Annotated in this window: 15 protein-coding genes; 10 read left to right on the forward strand and 5 right to left on the reverse strand. The window is 60.8% G+C overall.

Going from position 1 to position 14,895, the window contains the following annotated elements:
• The first annotated feature begins 91 nt into the window (after positions 1-91).
• The 7 genes from H3Z84_RS05865 (at position 92) to H3Z84_RS05895 (ending at position 6,730) form a co-directional block, all read left to right on the forward strand.
• Positions 92-2,056, forward strand: coding sequence for a dynamin family protein (locus tag H3Z84_RS05865; protein ID WP_199456823.1), 1,965 nt, complete (start codon positions 92-94; stop codon positions 2,054-2,056).
• Between the two features lie 172 nt (positions 2,057-2,228).
• A complete protein-coding gene (gene metX, locus H3Z84_RS05870) occupies positions 2,229-3,377 on the forward strand; it encodes a homoserine O-succinyltransferase MetX (protein ID WP_058339927.1) in 1,149 nt (382 codons plus the stop codon).
• On the forward strand, positions 3,374-3,976 hold the full coding sequence (metW, locus tag H3Z84_RS05875; protein ID WP_022987589.1) for a methionine biosynthesis protein MetW: 603 nt from the start codon (positions 3,374-3,376) through the stop codon (positions 3,974-3,976). The genes metX and metW overlap by 4 nt, the downstream gene beginning before the upstream one ends.
• The gene (locus H3Z84_RS05880; protein WP_199456824.1) at positions 3,973-4,422 is read left to right on the forward strand and encodes a DUF4426 domain-containing protein; all 450 of its coding nucleotides are present in this window, start codon (positions 3,973-3,975) and stop codon (positions 4,420-4,422) included. The genes metW and H3Z84_RS05880 overlap by 4 nt, the downstream gene beginning before the upstream one ends.
• Positions 4,423-4,426: 4 nt before the next feature.
• On the forward strand, positions 4,427-5,026 hold the full coding sequence (gene rdgB / locus H3Z84_RS05885) for an RdgB/HAM1 family non-canonical purine NTP pyrophosphatase (protein WP_199456825.1): 600 nt from the start codon (positions 4,427-4,429) through the stop codon (positions 5,024-5,026).
• Positions 5,027-5,030: 4 nt separating this feature from the next.
• Positions 5,031-6,179: a radical SAM family heme chaperone HemW gene (gene hemW, locus H3Z84_RS05890; RefSeq protein ID WP_199456826.1), complete on the forward strand. Its 1,149-nt coding sequence runs from the start codon at positions 5,031-5,033 to the stop codon at positions 6,177-6,179.
• Complete coding sequence (locus H3Z84_RS05895; protein WP_199456827.1) at positions 6,179-6,730, forward strand: hypothetical protein; 552 nt, start codon at positions 6,179-6,181, stop codon at positions 6,728-6,730. Before hemW ends, H3Z84_RS05895 begins: the two co-directional genes overlap by 1 nt.
• Before the next feature lie 33 nt (positions 6,731-6,763).
• Here H3Z84_RS05895 and trmB read toward each other — a convergent pair whose 3' ends face one another.
• The 3 genes from trmB to H3Z84_RS05910 all read right to left on the reverse strand — a co-directional run bounded on the left by trmB (position 6,764) and on the right by H3Z84_RS05910 (position 9,452).
• Positions 6,764-7,489, reverse strand: coding sequence for a tRNA (guanosine(46)-N7)-methyltransferase TrmB (trmB, locus tag H3Z84_RS05900; protein ID WP_199456828.1), 726 nt, complete (start codon positions 7,487-7,489; stop codon positions 6,764-6,766).
• Positions 7,490-7,586: 97 nt separating this feature from the next.
• Positions 7,587-9,116, reverse strand: coding sequence for a YifB family Mg chelatase-like AAA ATPase (locus H3Z84_RS05905; RefSeq protein WP_199456829.1), 1,530 nt, complete (start codon positions 9,114-9,116; stop codon positions 7,587-7,589).
• A gap of 84 nt (positions 9,117-9,200) precedes the next feature.
• Complete coding sequence (locus H3Z84_RS05910; RefSeq protein WP_022987582.1) at positions 9,201-9,452, reverse strand: accessory factor UbiK family protein; 252 nt, start codon at positions 9,450-9,452, stop codon at positions 9,201-9,203.
• A 351-nt stretch (positions 9,453-9,803) separates the two neighbouring features.
• Here H3Z84_RS05910 and glnK point away from each other — a divergent pair, with 351 nt between their 5' ends.
• Both glnK and H3Z84_RS05920 read left to right on the forward strand, forming a co-directional pair.
• Positions 9,804-10,142, forward strand: coding sequence for a P-II family nitrogen regulator (gene glnK / locus H3Z84_RS05915; protein WP_011784068.1), 339 nt, complete (start codon positions 9,804-9,806; stop codon positions 10,140-10,142).
• Positions 10,143-10,215: 73 nt separating this feature from the next.
• Positions 10,216-11,487 carry an ammonium transporter gene (locus H3Z84_RS05920; protein WP_199456830.1) on the forward strand — a complete coding sequence of 424 codons (1,272 nt, stop codon included), beginning with the start codon at positions 10,216-10,218 and terminating at the stop codon, positions 11,485-11,487.
• A gap of 72 nt (positions 11,488-11,559) precedes the next feature.
• Here H3Z84_RS05920 and H3Z84_RS05925 read toward each other — a convergent pair whose 3' ends face one another.
• Together H3Z84_RS05925 and speE are read right to left on the reverse strand one after the other, a co-directional pair.
• Entirely contained in the window at positions 11,560-11,754 is a 195-nt protein-coding gene (locus H3Z84_RS05925; RefSeq protein WP_199456831.1) for a DUF6316 family protein, read from the reverse strand.
• A gap of 92 nt (positions 11,755-11,846) precedes the next feature.
• Entirely contained in the window at positions 11,847-12,728 is an 882-nt protein-coding gene (gene speE, locus H3Z84_RS05930; RefSeq protein WP_199456832.1) for a polyamine aminopropyltransferase, read from the reverse strand.
• 139 nt (positions 12,729-12,867) lie between these two features.
• On the opposite strand from speE, the gene speA reads away from it, so the two are divergent.
• Positions 12,868-14,778: a biosynthetic arginine decarboxylase gene (gene speA / locus H3Z84_RS05935; RefSeq protein WP_199456833.1), complete on the forward strand. Its 1,911-nt coding sequence runs from the start codon at positions 12,868-12,870 to the stop codon at positions 14,776-14,778.
• Positions 14,779-14,895: the final 117 nt, after the last annotated feature.

Genomic DNA, 14,895 nt, shown 5'->3' on the forward strand with positions numbered 1-14,895 from the left:
GACAGGTTCGGGCGCCAAAAACCGGCAAAGCGGTTATGATTAACGGCATTTAATCTGGGAGCACCCGGAAGTCGCGCAGAAGGATAAACCGATGAAAATGCACGGAACTCTGTCGCAGCAGGTTGAGGCCTATCATAACTGGAAGAAGGAACTCATCCGGCAGATCGGCCGCTACCGGCTGTGGCTGCAGGACAACGACCTTTTCTCCGAAGACGTCAGCACCCGAATCCGTAACGGCCTGGAGCTGCTCATTGAAGATGAGCTGACCATCGCCTTTGCCGGGGAATACTCCCGGGGCAAGACCGAGCTGATCAATGCCCTGTTCTTCTCCGGCTATGGCCAGCGCATGCTGCCGTCCCAGGCGGGCCGCACCACCATGTGCCCCACCGAACTGTTCTACGACCGCAGCGCCAACCAGAACTACCTGCTGTTGCTGCCGATCGAAACCCGCACCGGCGAGCTCTCCCTGCAGCAACTGCGCAAGCAACCGGAGCACTGGGTCAGGCACGACCTGGACGAGCACGACCCCGAAGTGATGCGAGAAGTGCTGGCCGAAGTTGCCCGCACCAAGAGCGTAACGCCCCAGCAGGCCCGCAAGCTCGGGTTCGATGAAGACATGCTGGAGCACGACCGCAGCAACCCCGGCAACGTACTGGTACCGGCCTGGCGTAACGCCCAGATCAGCATTCGCCACCCGCTGTTCGAACGCGGCTTGCGCATTCTCGACACCCCGGGCCTGAACGCCCTGGGTTCCGAGCCGGAGCTGACCATCAGTATGCTGCCCCGGGCCCACGCCATTATCTTTGTGCTCAGTGCCGACACCGGCGTAACCGCCAGCGATATGGCGATCTGGAACGAGCACATCGACACCGAGTACGCCGACCACCGGGCCGGCCGCTTCGCGGTCCTGAACAAGATCGACGTACTCTGGGACGACCTGCAGGGCGAGCAACACACCAACGATGCCATCGAGCGGGTGCGCGGCTACACCGCTGACCACCTGGGCATCCGCCAGCAGGATGTGATTCCGCTGTCTGCCAAGCAGGGCCTGATCAGCCGTGTTCGTAATGACGACGCCCTGTTTAAACGCTCCAACATCGACCAGCTCGAGCAACTGATTGTCCGCCGCATACTGATGCACAAGGAAGAGCTGATCACCCAGAACCTGATCAACGATCTCCTGGGGATGCTGCAGAACAGCCAGGCGGCCATGCAAATCCGGCTGTCGGCCCTGGAAGAGGAACGCACGGCCTGTAACGGCGCCACCGTAGACAAGGCCTCCATTGCCCGGCTCGCCGAACGGGCCCACAAGGATTACGACTTCTACTACAAGAAGCTGATTACCCTGCGCTCATCCCGGCGGCTGATGGACTCCCAGGGCGAGATGTTGCGCAAGCTGGTGAGCGAGGAACGCTTTGAAACCCATGCCGCGCAGGTGCGGCTGAAAATGTCGAAAAGCTGGACGACCGCGGGCATGAATGCGGCGATGGATCACTTCTTCGAGCTGCTGGAAGCCGACCTGACCAACCTGCTCAGCGAGGGCCACCTTGCGGAAAAAATGGTTGGCGCCATCTACCGCCGCTATAACGAAGATAACCGGGCACGGCACCTGGAGCCTATCCCCCTGCGGGCCGGCCGCCATGTGATCGCAGTGCGGGAATTACGCAAGAAAGCCAGGCGGTTCAGGGTCAGCCCCAAGAACCTGCTGACCGAGCAATCCCTGCTGGTTCGCCGGTTCTTCAACGTGATGGTGGGTGAAGCCCGCACCCTGCATGCCCGGGTACGAGCTGACGTGGAGCGCTGGCCCCATGAGGCCTTGCTGCCGATTATGCAGTACTCCATGGAGCAGAAGCAGTTGCTGGAGCACCAGATCCGCCGCCTGCGCGACATGGTGCGAACCGACCGCGACACCCGGAGTGAACGGGAGCGACTGGACCACACCATTGCCGACCTGCGCAAACAACTGGAGCTGGCCGATGCCATGATGCGGCAAATCCGCAAGCCGGCCCCCACCCTGTTGCAGCAGAAGGTGGTCAATATTTCCGGCGCTGTCTGACATACCGGAGCCCGGGCAACGCACCCCCGGGCTCCGGGCCTTGCTCGCCGGCACCGCGCCGGTTGCAGCAACCACCCCCCGCCTTTAAACTGCAGTGCTGGCGCGTTTTTTCCGCGCACCCCATGGCCTATGGCCAGAACCTTGTGGACCGGATCAGGAACTCAACACACCCATGCCCGATTCCCTGCCCTCGGATTCCGTTGGCCTTGTCAGCCCGCAGACCATCCATTTTAACGCCCCGATCGACCTGGCTTGCGGCCAGTCCCTCGAGAACTACGACCTGGTGGTGGAAACCTACGGCACCCTGAATGCCGATGCGAGCAACGCGATCCTGATTTGCCATGCCCTGAGCGGGCACCACCATGCCGCCGGCTATCATTCGATGGAAGAGCGCAAACCCGGCTGGTGGGACAGCTGCATTGGCCCCGGCAAACCGATAGATACCAACCGCTTCTTTGTGGTCAGCCTGAACAACCTTGGCGGCTGCCACGGCAGCACCGGGCCCGGTTCCGTCAATCCGTCCACCGGCAAACTCTACGGCCCGGACTTTCCGGTTATTACCGTAGCAGACTGGGTAAAAAGCCAGGCCCGGCTGGCCGATCATCTCGGCATCCAGCAATGGGCGGCGGTTGTGGGCGGCTCCCTGGGCGGCATGCAGGCTTTGCAGTGGAGCCTGGATTTCCCGGAGCGGGTGCGGCATGCGGTGGTGATTGCCTCGACCCCCCGGCTCAGCGCCCAGAACATCGCTTTCAACGAAGTGGCCCGCCAGGCCATCACCTCCGACCGCGAATTCCACGAAGGCCGCTACTACGAACACGACGTCCTACCTCGCCGGGGGCTGATGCTGGCGCGCATGGTCGGCCACATTACCTATCTGTCCGATGCGTCCATGGGCGAGAAATTCGGCCGGGAACTGCGGGAAGAAGCCTACAAGTTCGGCTTCGATGCCGAATTCCAGGTGGAAAGCTACCTGCGCTACCAGGGCGAGCGTTTCTCCGAAAGCTTCGATGCCAACACCTACCTGCTGATGACCCGGGCACTGGACTACTTCGACCCGGCCTACGAGCACGGCGGCGACCTGTCAAAGGCCCTGGCACCGGCACAGTGCGAATACCTGGTGCTGTCATTCAGCACCGACTGGCGGTTCTCGCCTGAACGGTCGGAAGAGATGGTGAATGCCATGATCTCCGCCCGCAAGAAAGTCAGCTATGCGGAAATTGATGCGCCCTGGGGCCACGATGCGTTCCTGATCCCGACACCCAGATACACCGACATCTTCACGGCCTACATGGACCGTGTTGCCAGGGAGGTTGGCGCATGAGACCAGACCTCGAAATCATCCAGCAATGGGTTGAACCCGGCCACCACGTACTGGACCTCGGCTGCGGCGATGGCACCCTGCTTGATTTCCTTCAGCGGGAACGGGGCGCCAGCGGCTTTGGCCTGGAGATCAACCCGGACCACATCACCACCTGCATGGGCAGGGGCGTGAGCGTGATCGAGCAGAACCTGGATACCCAGGGCCTGGACAACTTCGATGACGGCATGTTCGATGTGGTGTTGATGACCCAGGCCCTGCAAGCCGTTCGCCGGCCAGACAAAGTCATCGAAGAAATGCTGCGGGTAGGCCGGGAAGGTATTGTTACCTTCCCCAACTTTGCCCACTGGCGACTGAGGTGGGGCCTGGCCCTGAGCGGCCGCATGCCCGAATCCAACGCGCTGCCGTATAAGTGGTATAACACGCCCAATATCCGGCTGTGCACCTTCAAGGATTTCGAGGCGCTGTGCCGCCAGAAAGGTATTCGCATCAAGAGCCGGCGGGTGGTCGACGGCCAGCACCAGAACAGCTGGCTGGCCAGGTTGTGGCCGAACCTGCTGGGAGAAATTGCCATCTACCGCATCACACGGGAGAACCCATGATGATCACACGCACTGTTTCAAAACTGGTGTTTCTGGCCTTTGCCCTGTTGGTAGCCGTTCAGGCCCAGGCCGGGGAGAAAGATTTTGGCGACTACCAGGTTAACTGGAGCGTTTTTCCCAGCACCTTCCTGGACCCGGAAGTTGCCAAGGCCAACAAACTGCAGCGCAGCAAGGGCATCGGCATCGTCAACATTTCCATCATGGCCGAGAACGAACACGGCCAGCCTGCGCCTGTGGGTGGCCAGGTTGAAGGCCAGGTGGCCAACGACATCCAGCAGGTAAACTTCCTGGCGTTCCGGCGCATCCAGGAAGGCGATGCGGTGTACTTCATCGCCCAATACCAGTACCGGTCCGGCGACCTGATGACCTTCAACATTACCGCCCGCCCCACCGGCCACCAGCAGGACCTGCCGGTGCGGTTTTCCCACACGCTGTTTAACGACTGAGCCTATGTCACAGAAACTCGTCATCGCCAGTAACAACAAGGGCAAGATTGCCGAACTGACCGACCTGCTCGGCCCACTCGGGCTTGAGCCCGTTGCCCAGGGCGCGCTGGGCGTGGGTGAAGCTGAAGAGCCGGCGGTCACCTTCGTGGAAAACGCCATTCTCAAAGCCCGCCATGCTGCCCGGGAAACCGGTTTGCCCGCACTGGCGGATGACAGCGGGCTGGCAGTGGATGCCCTTGAAGGCCAGCCTGGCGTGCGCTCTGCCCGCTATGCCGGCGCCAATGCCACCGATGCCGACAACGTGCAGGCCCTGCTGGCCGCCCTGAAAAACGTGCCTGAGGCAGAACGCAGTGCCCAGTTCCACTGTGTGCTGGTATACCTGCGCCACGCCGACGACCCCACACCGGTTATCTGCCACGGCCGCTGGCCCGGCAGAATCCTGGCCGAGGCCCGCGGTGAAGGCGGCTTTGGCTACGATCCGGTGTTCTACGCCCCCGAATTCGACTGCAGCGCCGCCGAGCTGACCCGGGAGCAGAAAGGCAGTGTCAGCCACCGTGGCCGCGCTCTGGCCAGCCTGCTGGAACAGTTAAAGGCGGAGGCCTGACGGCATGACCGCCACCTCCCCCGTGGCGGTCTGCCCGCCCCTGAGCCTGTACATCCACGTACCCTGGTGCGTGCGCAAGTGCCCCTACTGCGATTTCAACTCCCACGCCATCCGGGGCGATATCCCGGAAGCGGCGTACCTGCAGGCCATCCTGGAGGACCTGGAGCCCGACCTTGCCTACCTGCGCAGCCGCCCCATCGAAAGCGTGTTTATCGGTGGCGGCACCCCGTCACTGATGACCGGGGACTTCTACCAGCAGCTGTTTACGGCTTTACGCCAGCGTATGGACTTTAGCGACAACGCCGAGATTACCCTTGAGGCCAACCCCGGCACCCTGGAAGCCGGCCGCTTTGAGAGCTTTCGGGAAGCCGGCATTAACCGGCTGTCGATCGGTGTGCAGAGCTTCAACCCGGAGCACCTGAAAACGCTGGGCCGCATCCATAATGCCCAGGCCGCCCACGAGGCCATCGAAGCGGCCCGGGCCGCAGGTTTCGACAATTTCAATATCGACCTGATGCACGGCCTGCCGGGCCAGACCCCGGAACAGGCGATAGCCGACTTGCGAGAGGCCCTGAGCCACAACCCTGCTCACTTATCCTGGTACCAGCTGACCATCGAGCCCAATACCGAGTTCTTCTCGCGGCCGCCACCGCTGCCGGATGACGACCGGCTTTGGGCGATCTACCAGCAGGGCTCGGAGTTTCTGCATGCTGCCGGCTTCACCGACTATGAAGTGTCCGCCTGGTCCCGGCCCGGCCGGGAAAGCCGCCATAACCTGAATTACTGGTTGTTCGGCGATTACCTGGCCCTGGGTGCAGGTGCCCACGGCAAGGTCAGCCTCGAAGACGGGCGCATCATTCGTTACTGGAAAACCCGGCAGCCGGACGCCTATCTGAACCGGATCGGCAGCCGCACTTCAGGCACCGAAGCCATCGAGCCGGAAGACCGGGCACTGGAGTTCATGATGAATGCCCTGCGCCTGAAACAGGGGGCTGATGAGCAACTGTTCAATGAACGAACCGGTTTACCCCTGAGCACGGTTGCGGTACAACTTGAACCATTAAGAAAACAGGGTTTGTTGACCCCGCACCGGATTCAGGCAACGGAGCAGGGGCAGAGGTATCTGAACAGCCTGCTGGAGCAATTTCTCTGATGGTTACCGTACAGCGTCCACCGTTCCTGCCGGTAAAACCCATGCGCTCGCCCATGAAGGCGTCCCTGGTGCTGGCCGTCGGCCTGTTTCTGGTCATCGCGGTGCTTAACCAGTCCCTGAAAACCGAAGCAGCGCCCCAGGGCATTTTCAGCTTCCAGTTGGCGGCAACGGCTGAACAGAGCGGTGCCATACTGCAGAGCTGGGGGCAGGAGAACCTGGCTTTCGCAGAACTCTCGCTGTGGCTCGGGCTGCTGTTCACCGTGGCCTGGCTCGCGGCCCTGCTTCAGCTGACCCGGCACTTTACCCGGGACCGGCCGGGTATCCGGGAGCGCAAGGTGGCGCGCTGGGTGCGGGTACTGTTTGTAATTGCCGGGCTGTGTGACGTAGCGGAAAACTCGGTGCTGCTGAACAATCTGGCAACGCCGACCGATGCCATGAGCAGCTCCGCTGCCATTCTCGCGCTTATAAAGATTACCGGAGTGATGCTGGGTATTGCGGGACTGGTGGTGATCCGGGCGGCGCGCCGGCACCCCCTCAGCCAGCCTGGCTAAGCAGCGTAGCTGAGGAAGCGCCGGGGCAGCAGATCAGTTGGTGCGATAGAACAGCAAGTCCCAAACGCCGTGGCCGAGCTTCTCGCCACGCTTCTCGAACTTGGTGATCGGGCGGTCATCCGGGCGCGGGGAGTAGCCACCCTGCTCCTGGGTGTTGGCGAAGCCTTCGGCATCGTTCATCACTTCCAGCATGTGTTCCGCGTAGTTTTCCCAGTCTGTGGCCAGGTGCAGCACACCACCCACCCGCAATTTGTGACGGATGCGCTGAATAAACTCGGGCTGGATCAGGCGGCGCTTATGATGCTTCTTCTTGTGCCACGGATCCGGGAAGAAGATCATCACCCGGTCGAGGGATGCATCCGGCAGGCACAGGTCGATCACATCATTGGCGTCGATGTTGTAGACCCGCACGTTCTCCAGGCCACGGTCTTCCACATCCTTAAGCAGTGCGCCTACGCCCGGCAGGTGCACTTCCACGCCAATAAAATCCTGCTCCGGCGCGGCTTCGGCCATATCCGCCAGCGACTTGCCCATGCCGAAGCCGATCTCCAGGTTCAGCATGTTGTCGCGGCCGAACACCTCGCGGGGGTCAATCATACCGTTGTCGCGGCTCAGGCCGTACTTGGGCCAGCTGCGGTCAAAGGCCTTTTTCTGGCCTTCAGTCATCCGGCCCTGACGCAGTACAAAGCTACGCACACCACGGCGGGTGGTAATCGGGTTTTCGCCGGAAGTGTCCTTCGGGTCGTTCTGGTCGCTCATCTGTTATCCTCACGCGCCTTCGCGGATGTGTTATCAGGAAATTGCCGACAGTTTAACAGACTCCGCGGGGCCAGACCTGCTCCCGGACAGGTGAAACTCAGGCTGAAACCACCGGGCCCTGATTCTGCTGGCGATCAAGCTGACGGTAGCCCAGGGCTTCCATCAGATGGTTGCGGGCAATGTCCGGCTCGCCGTCCAGGTCTGCCAGGGTGCGGGCCACCCGAAGAATCCGGTGCAGGGCCCGGGCCGAAAGCCCCAACCGCTCCATGGCGGCCGACAACAATTTTTCGCTGCCGGCATCCAGCTGGCAGGACTGGTGCAGCAGATTACCTGCCAGGGCGGCATTCAGGCTCCCCCGCTCCGTTTGCGCAGCCCGGGCTTTCAGCACCCGTTCCCGGACGCTGGCACTGCTTTCTCCTGCCTCACCGGAGCCCAGCAGCACCTCGCCGGTCTGCACCGGCACCTCCACATGCAAGTCAAAGCGGTCCAGCAACGGGCCGGAGATCTTCGAGCGGTATCGCATCACCTGCGCCGGCCCGCACTGGCATTCAATGGTGGGATGGCCGCTGTAGCCGCAGGGGCACGGATTCATGGCGGCAACCACCTGGAACCGGGCAGGAAAGGTTACCTGCCGGGCAGCCCGGCTGATGGCAATCTCGCCGCTTTCCATCGGTTCCCTCAGTACTTCCAGTACCCGCCGCTGAAATTCCGGAAGCTCGTCCAGGAACAATACGCCCCGGTGCGCCAGGGAGATTTCTCCGGGGCGCGGGCTGCTGCCTCCGCCCACCAGGGCCACCGCCGAGGCAGTATGGTGCGGCGCCCGGAACGGTGGCTGGCGCCAGCCACCGGGCTTCACCGGCAAACCCGCAACGGAATGCACGCTGGCAACTTCCATGGCCGCGGCATCATCGAGCGCGGGCAGAATGCCGGGAAGCCGGCTGGCCAGCATGCTTTTGCCGGTGCCCGGCGGGCCGAAGAACAGCAGGTTATGACCACCGGCTGCGGCCACTTCCAGCGCTCTCCTGGGTACCTGCTGGCCCCGGACATCCGCCAGGTCGGCGCCGGCATACTGCCCCTGCGGCTCAGGATCTTCTGCCCGGGGCACCGGTACCAGCCTCGCCCGGCCCGACAAATGCTCGCACACCGTCAACAGGTGACTGGCCGCCAGCACATCGCCGTTACTGGCCAACGCGGCTTCATCGGCATTGTCCTGGGGCAGGAGCAGTGACCGCCCCGCCTCCCGGGCCGCCAGCACCGCCGGCAATATCCCTTTAAGTGGCCGCAACGCACCATCAAGGGACAACTCGCCAATACACTCCAGGTCTTTCAGGCTTTCGGCAGGAACCTGGCCGGAGGCCGCCAGGATACCCAGGGCAATGGGCAGGTCGAAGCGGCCGCCTTCTTTGGGCAGGTCTGCAGGGGCCAGGTTTATGGTGATACGGCGGGCGGGGAATTCAAACCCGGCATTGAGCAGCGCGCTGCGCACCCGGTCCTTGCTTTCCCGCACACCGGTTTCAGGAAGGCCAACAATCGACAACGCCGGCAAACCACCGGACAGGTGAACTTCAACGGTGACGGCAGGGGCAGAAACGCCAATGCTGGCGCGGGAATGGACAATAGCTAGCATGACAACCTTCCTTGGTAACAGACAAATGGCCCCCGGTTACGGATCAGGGCCGCCGGGCAGGCATCCTGCGCCCGGCTGTTTCATTTACGACTGCAGCTTCTGCTCCAGTTCGGCTACCCGTTTTTCCAGCGCTTCGACTTTTTCGCGGGTTTTCATCAACACCGCCTGCTGGGCATCAAATTCTTCCCGGGTCACCAGCTCAAGGCGGGACAGCACGGTCATAACGGTAGCCCGCGCCTGGGTTTCAAAATCTTCCCGGGCGGCACGGGCCATGTCGGGAACAAACTGGCCAAACTGGCCCTGCAACTGTGCAAAGAAATCCTGCGGCCCTTTCATCAAAAACCTCGCATATAACACTTCGTTCAAATCGGATTGCCGGCCAATTCAGACTATTGGCCATGGCAGTAACCGGGTTTGCGGGAGTGTATCACACCGCAGGCCCTGCCATACTGTACCCGGTCGGCATTATAATGGCCGCCAGATGGCCACCGGGCCTGCGCATTTTTGGACCGCAGCCCCGCAGCACGCACCACAACGGTGCAGGCGCTTGCGCCATTCTGGAACCAGGTATTTTTAACTTACTGATAATAAATACCTTTTTTGCGTTGGCACACCCGATGCTATAGACCTCGTACGCAATCCGCACAATTGATGTGCGAGGTGGCAGCATTTACCAAGGAGAAAGCAATGAAACTTGTGACAGCGATCATCAAGCCTTTCAAATTGGATGATGTCCGTGAGGCACTATCCGAGATTGGCGTTCAAGGCGTAACCGTTACTGAAGTTAAAGGCTTCGGACGGCAGAAAGGCCACACCGAACTCTATCGTGGCGCGGAATATGTAGTGGATTTCCTGCCCAAGGTGAAGGTTGAAATCGCCATCGGCGACAACCTGCTGGACCAGGTTATCGAAGCCATCACCAAGGCTGCCAATACCGGCAAGATCGGCGACGGCAAGATCTTCGTGACCGAACTGGAACAGGCGATCCGTATCCGGACCGGCGAAACCGGCGAAGAAGCGGTGTAAACCCGGCCTGATCCCCGAATCAGCCAACGCAAAAAACCTATAAACCTGAAGAGCCTTGTGCGGAGGGCTTCCTATGGAAACCAATCTCTTTCACCTGCAGTACGCTATAGATACCTTCTATTTTGTCATGTGCGGCGCATTAGTTATGTGGATGGCGGCTGGCTTTGCCATGCTCGAATCCGGCCTGGTGCGTGCCAAGAACACAACCGAAATCCTGACCAAGAACGTGGCCCTGTTTGCCATTGCCTGCACCATGTACATGGTATGCGGATACGCCATCATGTATGGCGGCAACGTGTTCCTCACCGGCATTGCCGATGTGGATGTAGACGGCGTTCTGGGTGACTTCGCTACCCGTGAAGACGGCTTTACCGGCGGCTCCATCTACTCCGGTGCAGCAGACTTCTTCTTCCAGGTGGTGTTTGTGGCTACCGCCATGTCCATCGTCTCCGGTGCGGTTGCCGAGCGCATGAAGCTGTGGGCCTTCCTGATCTTCGCGGTGGTCATGACCGGAGTAATCTACCCGCTTGAGGGGGCATGGACCTGGGGTGGTAAAGACGTGTTCGGCCTGTACAACCTGGGCGACCTGGGCTTCAGCGACTTCGCCGGCTCCGGCATCGTACACATGGCTGGTGCTGCAGCTGCCCTGGCCGGTGTTCTCCTGCTGGGTGCCCGTAAAGGCAAGTACGGCCCCAACGGCGAAATCCGCGCCTTCCCGGGTGCCAACATGCCGCTGGCTGCCCTGGGTACCTTCATCCTGTGGCTGGGCTGGTTCGGCTTCAACGGTGGCTCGGTGCTGAAACTGGGCGATATCGCCAGCGCAAACTCCGTAGCCATGGTATTCCTGAACACCAACGCTGCCGCCGCCGGTGGTGCCATTGCCGCCCTGCTGACAGCACGCCTGATGTTCGGCAAGGCTGACCTGACCATGCTGCTGAACGGCGCCATCGCCGGCCTGGTGGTGATCACTGCCGAGCCGTCCACTCCCAGCGCACTGACCTCCACTATCTGGGGTGCACTGGGCGGTATCCTGGTGGTGCTGAGTATCGTGACCCTGGACAAGCTGCGCATCGACGACCCGGTCGGCGCCATCTCTGCCCACGGTGTGTGCGGTCTGCTCGGCCTGCTGCTGGTACCGGTCACCAACGGCGACGCCAGCTTCACCGGCCAGCTGATCGGTGCCCTGACCATCTTCGTCTGGGTGTTCGTAATGAGCCTGATTGTCTGGGGCATCATCAAAGCGGTGATGGGTATCCGGGTAACCGAGGAAGACGAGTACGAAGGTGTGGACCTGTCGGAGTGTGGCATGGAAGCCTATCCGGAGTTTGTCAGCAGCAAGCAGTAATCCCGCTGCAAACCCAAACACAAGAGGGGCGCCGGTTGGCGCCCCTCTTGTTTTACTGGATGATTGACGGAACTAACCCACTCCCCGAAACAGGGCATCTTCGGCATGGCGAAGATACAGCAGCAATTCCATTTCCGCTTCGCGGACATCGTCGAAAGGCCCTTCTACCGTGCCTTCACGGGTCTGGAAATACCATTGCCCGTTAACCAACGAAAACCGCTCGCTCCGGAACCAGTGACGTTCCTGTTCACCGCTACGGACATCCATAACAACTCCTTCTGACTGCTAAACGGAAGACTGGCCATTAGATGACCATTGCAACCAGTTTAGACCAGCTTCGGAGCCTGTCCAATTTTTAATCAACCCTCTTCCGGGTGCACCTCGTCTTCTAGGGCATCCACCATAAACTGCGGCATGGCCAGGGCACCGTGGTGAATACCAGCGTTGTAGTAACGGGTTACGAACGGGCGGTTGTTGGCGTCTTCCTCGCGGAAATACTTCAGCGGGTTATCCTTGCTGCCCATGGTGCAGCTCCACCAGCCGGTGGGATAAACCGGCTGCGGGAACGGAAGGGTCTGCACGTGGCCGAAGCCGGCCTTGCGCATATCGGTGTGGATATCCTTGATGATGCTGTCGGTATGCAACAGCGGCGACTCACTTTGCTGAACGATGATGCCGCCTTCCCGGAGGGCGGCCATGGCATCGCGATAGAAATCCAGGGCAAACAGGCCTTCGGCCGGGCCGACCGGGTCGGTACTGTCGATAATCAACACATCGATGCTGTTGGGCTCGATGTCCCGCATCCACTGGATACCGTCGCCAAAGAAGAAATTGGCGCGAGGGTCGCCATTGGCCTCACACAGCTCCGGGAAGTATTTTTCCGACATGCGGGTTACCCGCTCGTCGATTTCCACCTGCCAGGCTTCTTCCACACCCGGGTGCTTGAGCACTTCTTTCAGGGTGCCGCAGTCGCCACCGCCCACAATCACCACTTTTTTCGGGTCTTTGTGAGTGAACAGGGCCGGATGGGTCATCATTTCGTGGTACAGAAAGTTGTCCCGGGTGGTGAGCATCACGCAGCCGTCGAGCACCATCAGGTTGCCGAAGGTTTCGGTTTCGTAGATTTCCAGCTTCTGGAACGGGGTCTGTTCCTCGTGAAGCTTGCCTTTAACCTGCAGGGAAAAGGCGGTGCCCTGGTCCTGGAATACCTCGGTAAACCAGCCTTCGTTCAATGCTGTCATGTCTGTCTCCCACTGTGTGCCACTGCATTGCGCCCGGGCATCTGAAAAGAGGCGTATTGTAGGGGCAGCGGTCAGCTCCTACAATGCAGCCTGACGCCGCTTTGCCGGCCACCCCGGGTTTCCTGACAGGATAGCAACAATGGCTGAAACCACCGCATCGCCGGCCCACAAGGTTTACAACATCGCCCACTGGAGCGACGGCTATATCTCCGTCAATCCGCAAGGCCAGGTGGAAATCCGGCCAGACCGCGGCCGGAGCGAGGCCAGCATCAACCTGCCAGACCTCACCGCCTCGCTGGCCGATGCCGGCATTGCCCTGCCGGTGCTGATCCGCTTTACCGATATCCTGCACGACCGGGTCAACAAGCTGTGCGGCGCCTTCAACAAGGTGACCGAAGAACACGGCTATCAGGGCCGTTACACCGCAGTGTATCCCATCAAGGTAAACCAGCAACGCCGGGTGGTGGAAGAACTGCTGGCGGCTGAACCTGCCGCGTCGGCCAATCAAGTGGGGCTGGAAGCCGGCAGCAAGCCGGAACTGATGGCGGTGCTGGCGTTATCGCGCCAGAGTGGTTCGGTGATTATCTGCAACGGCTACAAAGACCGGGAATACATCCGCCTGGCGCTGATTGGCCAGAAGCTGGGGCACCGGGTATTCATTGTGGTGGAGAAGCAGTCCGAACTGCCGCTGATCCTGGACGAAGCCAAAAAACTCGATGTGGCCCCGCTGATTGGTGTGCGGGCCCGGCTGGCAACCATTGGTAAAGGTAACTGGCAGAACACCGGCGGTGAAAAATCCAAGTTTGGCCTGTCCGCCAGCCAGGTGCTGGATGTGGTGCACACCCTGAAACAGGCCGGCGCCCTGGACACTCTGCAACTACTGCATTTCCACCTGGGCTCACAGATCGCCAACATCCGCGACATCCAGACCGGCCTGAAAGAATGCGCCCGCTTTTACAGCGAGCTGCGACAGCTGGGCGCGCCCATCGGCACCGTGGATATTGGCGGCGGCCTGGGTGTGGACTATGAAGGCACCCGTTCCCGCAGCAGCTGCTCCATGAACTACACCGTGTTCGAATACGCCTACAACGTGGTGCACGTGCTGCAGGCAGAATGCGACCGCCAGGGTTTGCCACATCCGGACCTGATCAGCGAGTCCGGCCGGGCCCTGACCGCCCACCATTCGGTGCTGGTGACCAACGTGATCGACCGGGAAGAACCGGACCACCGTGAACCCGCAGCACCCGCCGAGGAAGCACCGGCGCCCCTGCAGGATCTGTGGCGGGACCTGGAAAGCCTGAACGACGACGATTCCCCGCGCTCCCTGGCCGAGATCTACCACGACGTGTTACACGCCATGACCGACGTCCATGCCCAGTTCGCCCATGGCCTGTTGTCACTGCAGGAACGGGCCCAGGCAGAAACCCTGTACACCAGTTGCTGCCGCCTGCTGCGCGGCCAGCTGGACAGTGCCAACCGTGCGCACCGGGAAATCATCGACGAACTGAACGAAAAACTGGCCGAGAAGCTGTTCGTAAACTTCTCCCTGTTCCAGTCCCTGCCGGACGTGTGGGGCATCGACCAGATCTTCCCGGTGATGCCGATCAACGGCCTGAACCGGCCCCTGAACCGGCGGGCGGTTATCCAGGACATTACCTGTGACTCCGATGGCCGCATCGACCAGTACGTGGATGGCCAGGGCATCGAAACCACCCTGCCCCTGCCGGAACATAATCCGGATGAGCCACTGCTGATGGGCTTTTTCATGACCGGCGCCTACCAGGAAATTCTGGGCGACATGCACAACCTGTTCGGCGACACCCATTCGGTGGATGTGCGGCTGGACGAACAAGGGAACTACCGGATCGGCAAACCCATCACCGGCGATACCGTGGCCAAGGTGCTGCGCTATGTAAACTTCGAGCCGGACACACTGTTGCAGGCCTACCGGGAAAAATTCCGGGCCAGCACTCTCGAACCCGGCCTTCAGCAACAGCTGCTGGATGAGCTGACAGCAGGTCTGGAAGGTTACACCTACCTGGAAGAATAACTTTCAGCATTAATTTCGCCCGGAGCAATCCGAACCTTTCGGGCTGGCGTAAAAACACTCACTGACAACACTGTGGTGAGTGCATAGAATGATCAGATTAGCCAGCTCAAATCATGC

It is taken from the genome of Marinobacter sp. bablab_jr003 (genome assembly GCF_016464245.1).
GTDB classification, from domain to species: domain Bacteria; phylum Pseudomonadota; class Gammaproteobacteria; order Pseudomonadales; family Oleiphilaceae; genus Marinobacter; species Marinobacter vinifirmus.

Coding starts and splice junctions, on each gene's coding strand:
- H3Z84_RS05880 (WP_199456824.1), top strand. CDS start 3,973: ATGATGATCACACGCACTGTTTCAAAACTGGTGTTTCTGGCCTTTGCC.
- metW (WP_022987589.1), top strand. CDS start 3,374: ATGAGACCAGACCTCGAAATCATCCAGCAATGGGTTGAACCCGGCCAC.
- metX (WP_058339927.1), top strand. CDS start 2,229: ATGCCCGATTCCCTGCCCTCGGATTCCGTTGGCCTTGTCAGCCCGCAG.
- H3Z84_RS05910 (WP_022987582.1), bottom strand. CDS start 9,452: ATGAAAGGGCCGCAGGATTTCTTTGCACAGTTGCAGGGCCAGTTTGGC.
- speA (WP_199456833.1), top strand. CDS start 12,868: ATGGCTGAAACCACCGCATCGCCGGCCCACAAGGTTTACAACATCGCC.
- H3Z84_RS05865 (WP_199456823.1), top strand. CDS start 92: ATGAAAATGCACGGAACTCTGTCGCAGCAGGTTGAGGCCTATCATAAC.
- speE (WP_199456832.1), bottom strand. CDS start 12,728: ATGACAGCATTGAACGAAGGCTGGTTTACCGAGGTATTCCAGGACCAG.
- rdgB (WP_199456825.1), top strand. CDS start 4,427: ATGTCACAGAAACTCGTCATCGCCAGTAACAACAAGGGCAAGATTGCC.
- H3Z84_RS05905 (WP_199456829.1), bottom strand. CDS start 9,116: ATGCTAGCTATTGTCCATTCCCGCGCCAGCATTGGCGTTTCTGCCCCT.
- hemW (WP_199456826.1), top strand. CDS start 5,031: ATGACCGCCACCTCCCCCGTGGCGGTCTGCCCGCCCCTGAGCCTGTAC.
- H3Z84_RS05920 (WP_199456830.1), top strand. CDS start 10,216: ATGGAAACCAATCTCTTTCACCTGCAGTACGCTATAGATACCTTCTAT.
- glnK (WP_011784068.1), top strand. CDS start 9,804: ATGAAACTTGTGACAGCGATCATCAAGCCTTTCAAATTGGATGATGTC.
- H3Z84_RS05895 (WP_199456827.1), top strand. CDS start 6,179: ATGGTTACCGTACAGCGTCCACCGTTCCTGCCGGTAAAACCCATGCGC.
- trmB (WP_199456828.1), bottom strand. CDS start 7,489: ATGAGCGACCAGAACGACCCGAAGGACACTTCCGGCGAAAACCCGATT.
- H3Z84_RS05925 (WP_199456831.1), bottom strand. CDS start 11,754: ATGGATGTCCGTAGCGGTGAACAGGAACGTCACTGGTTCCGGAGCGAG.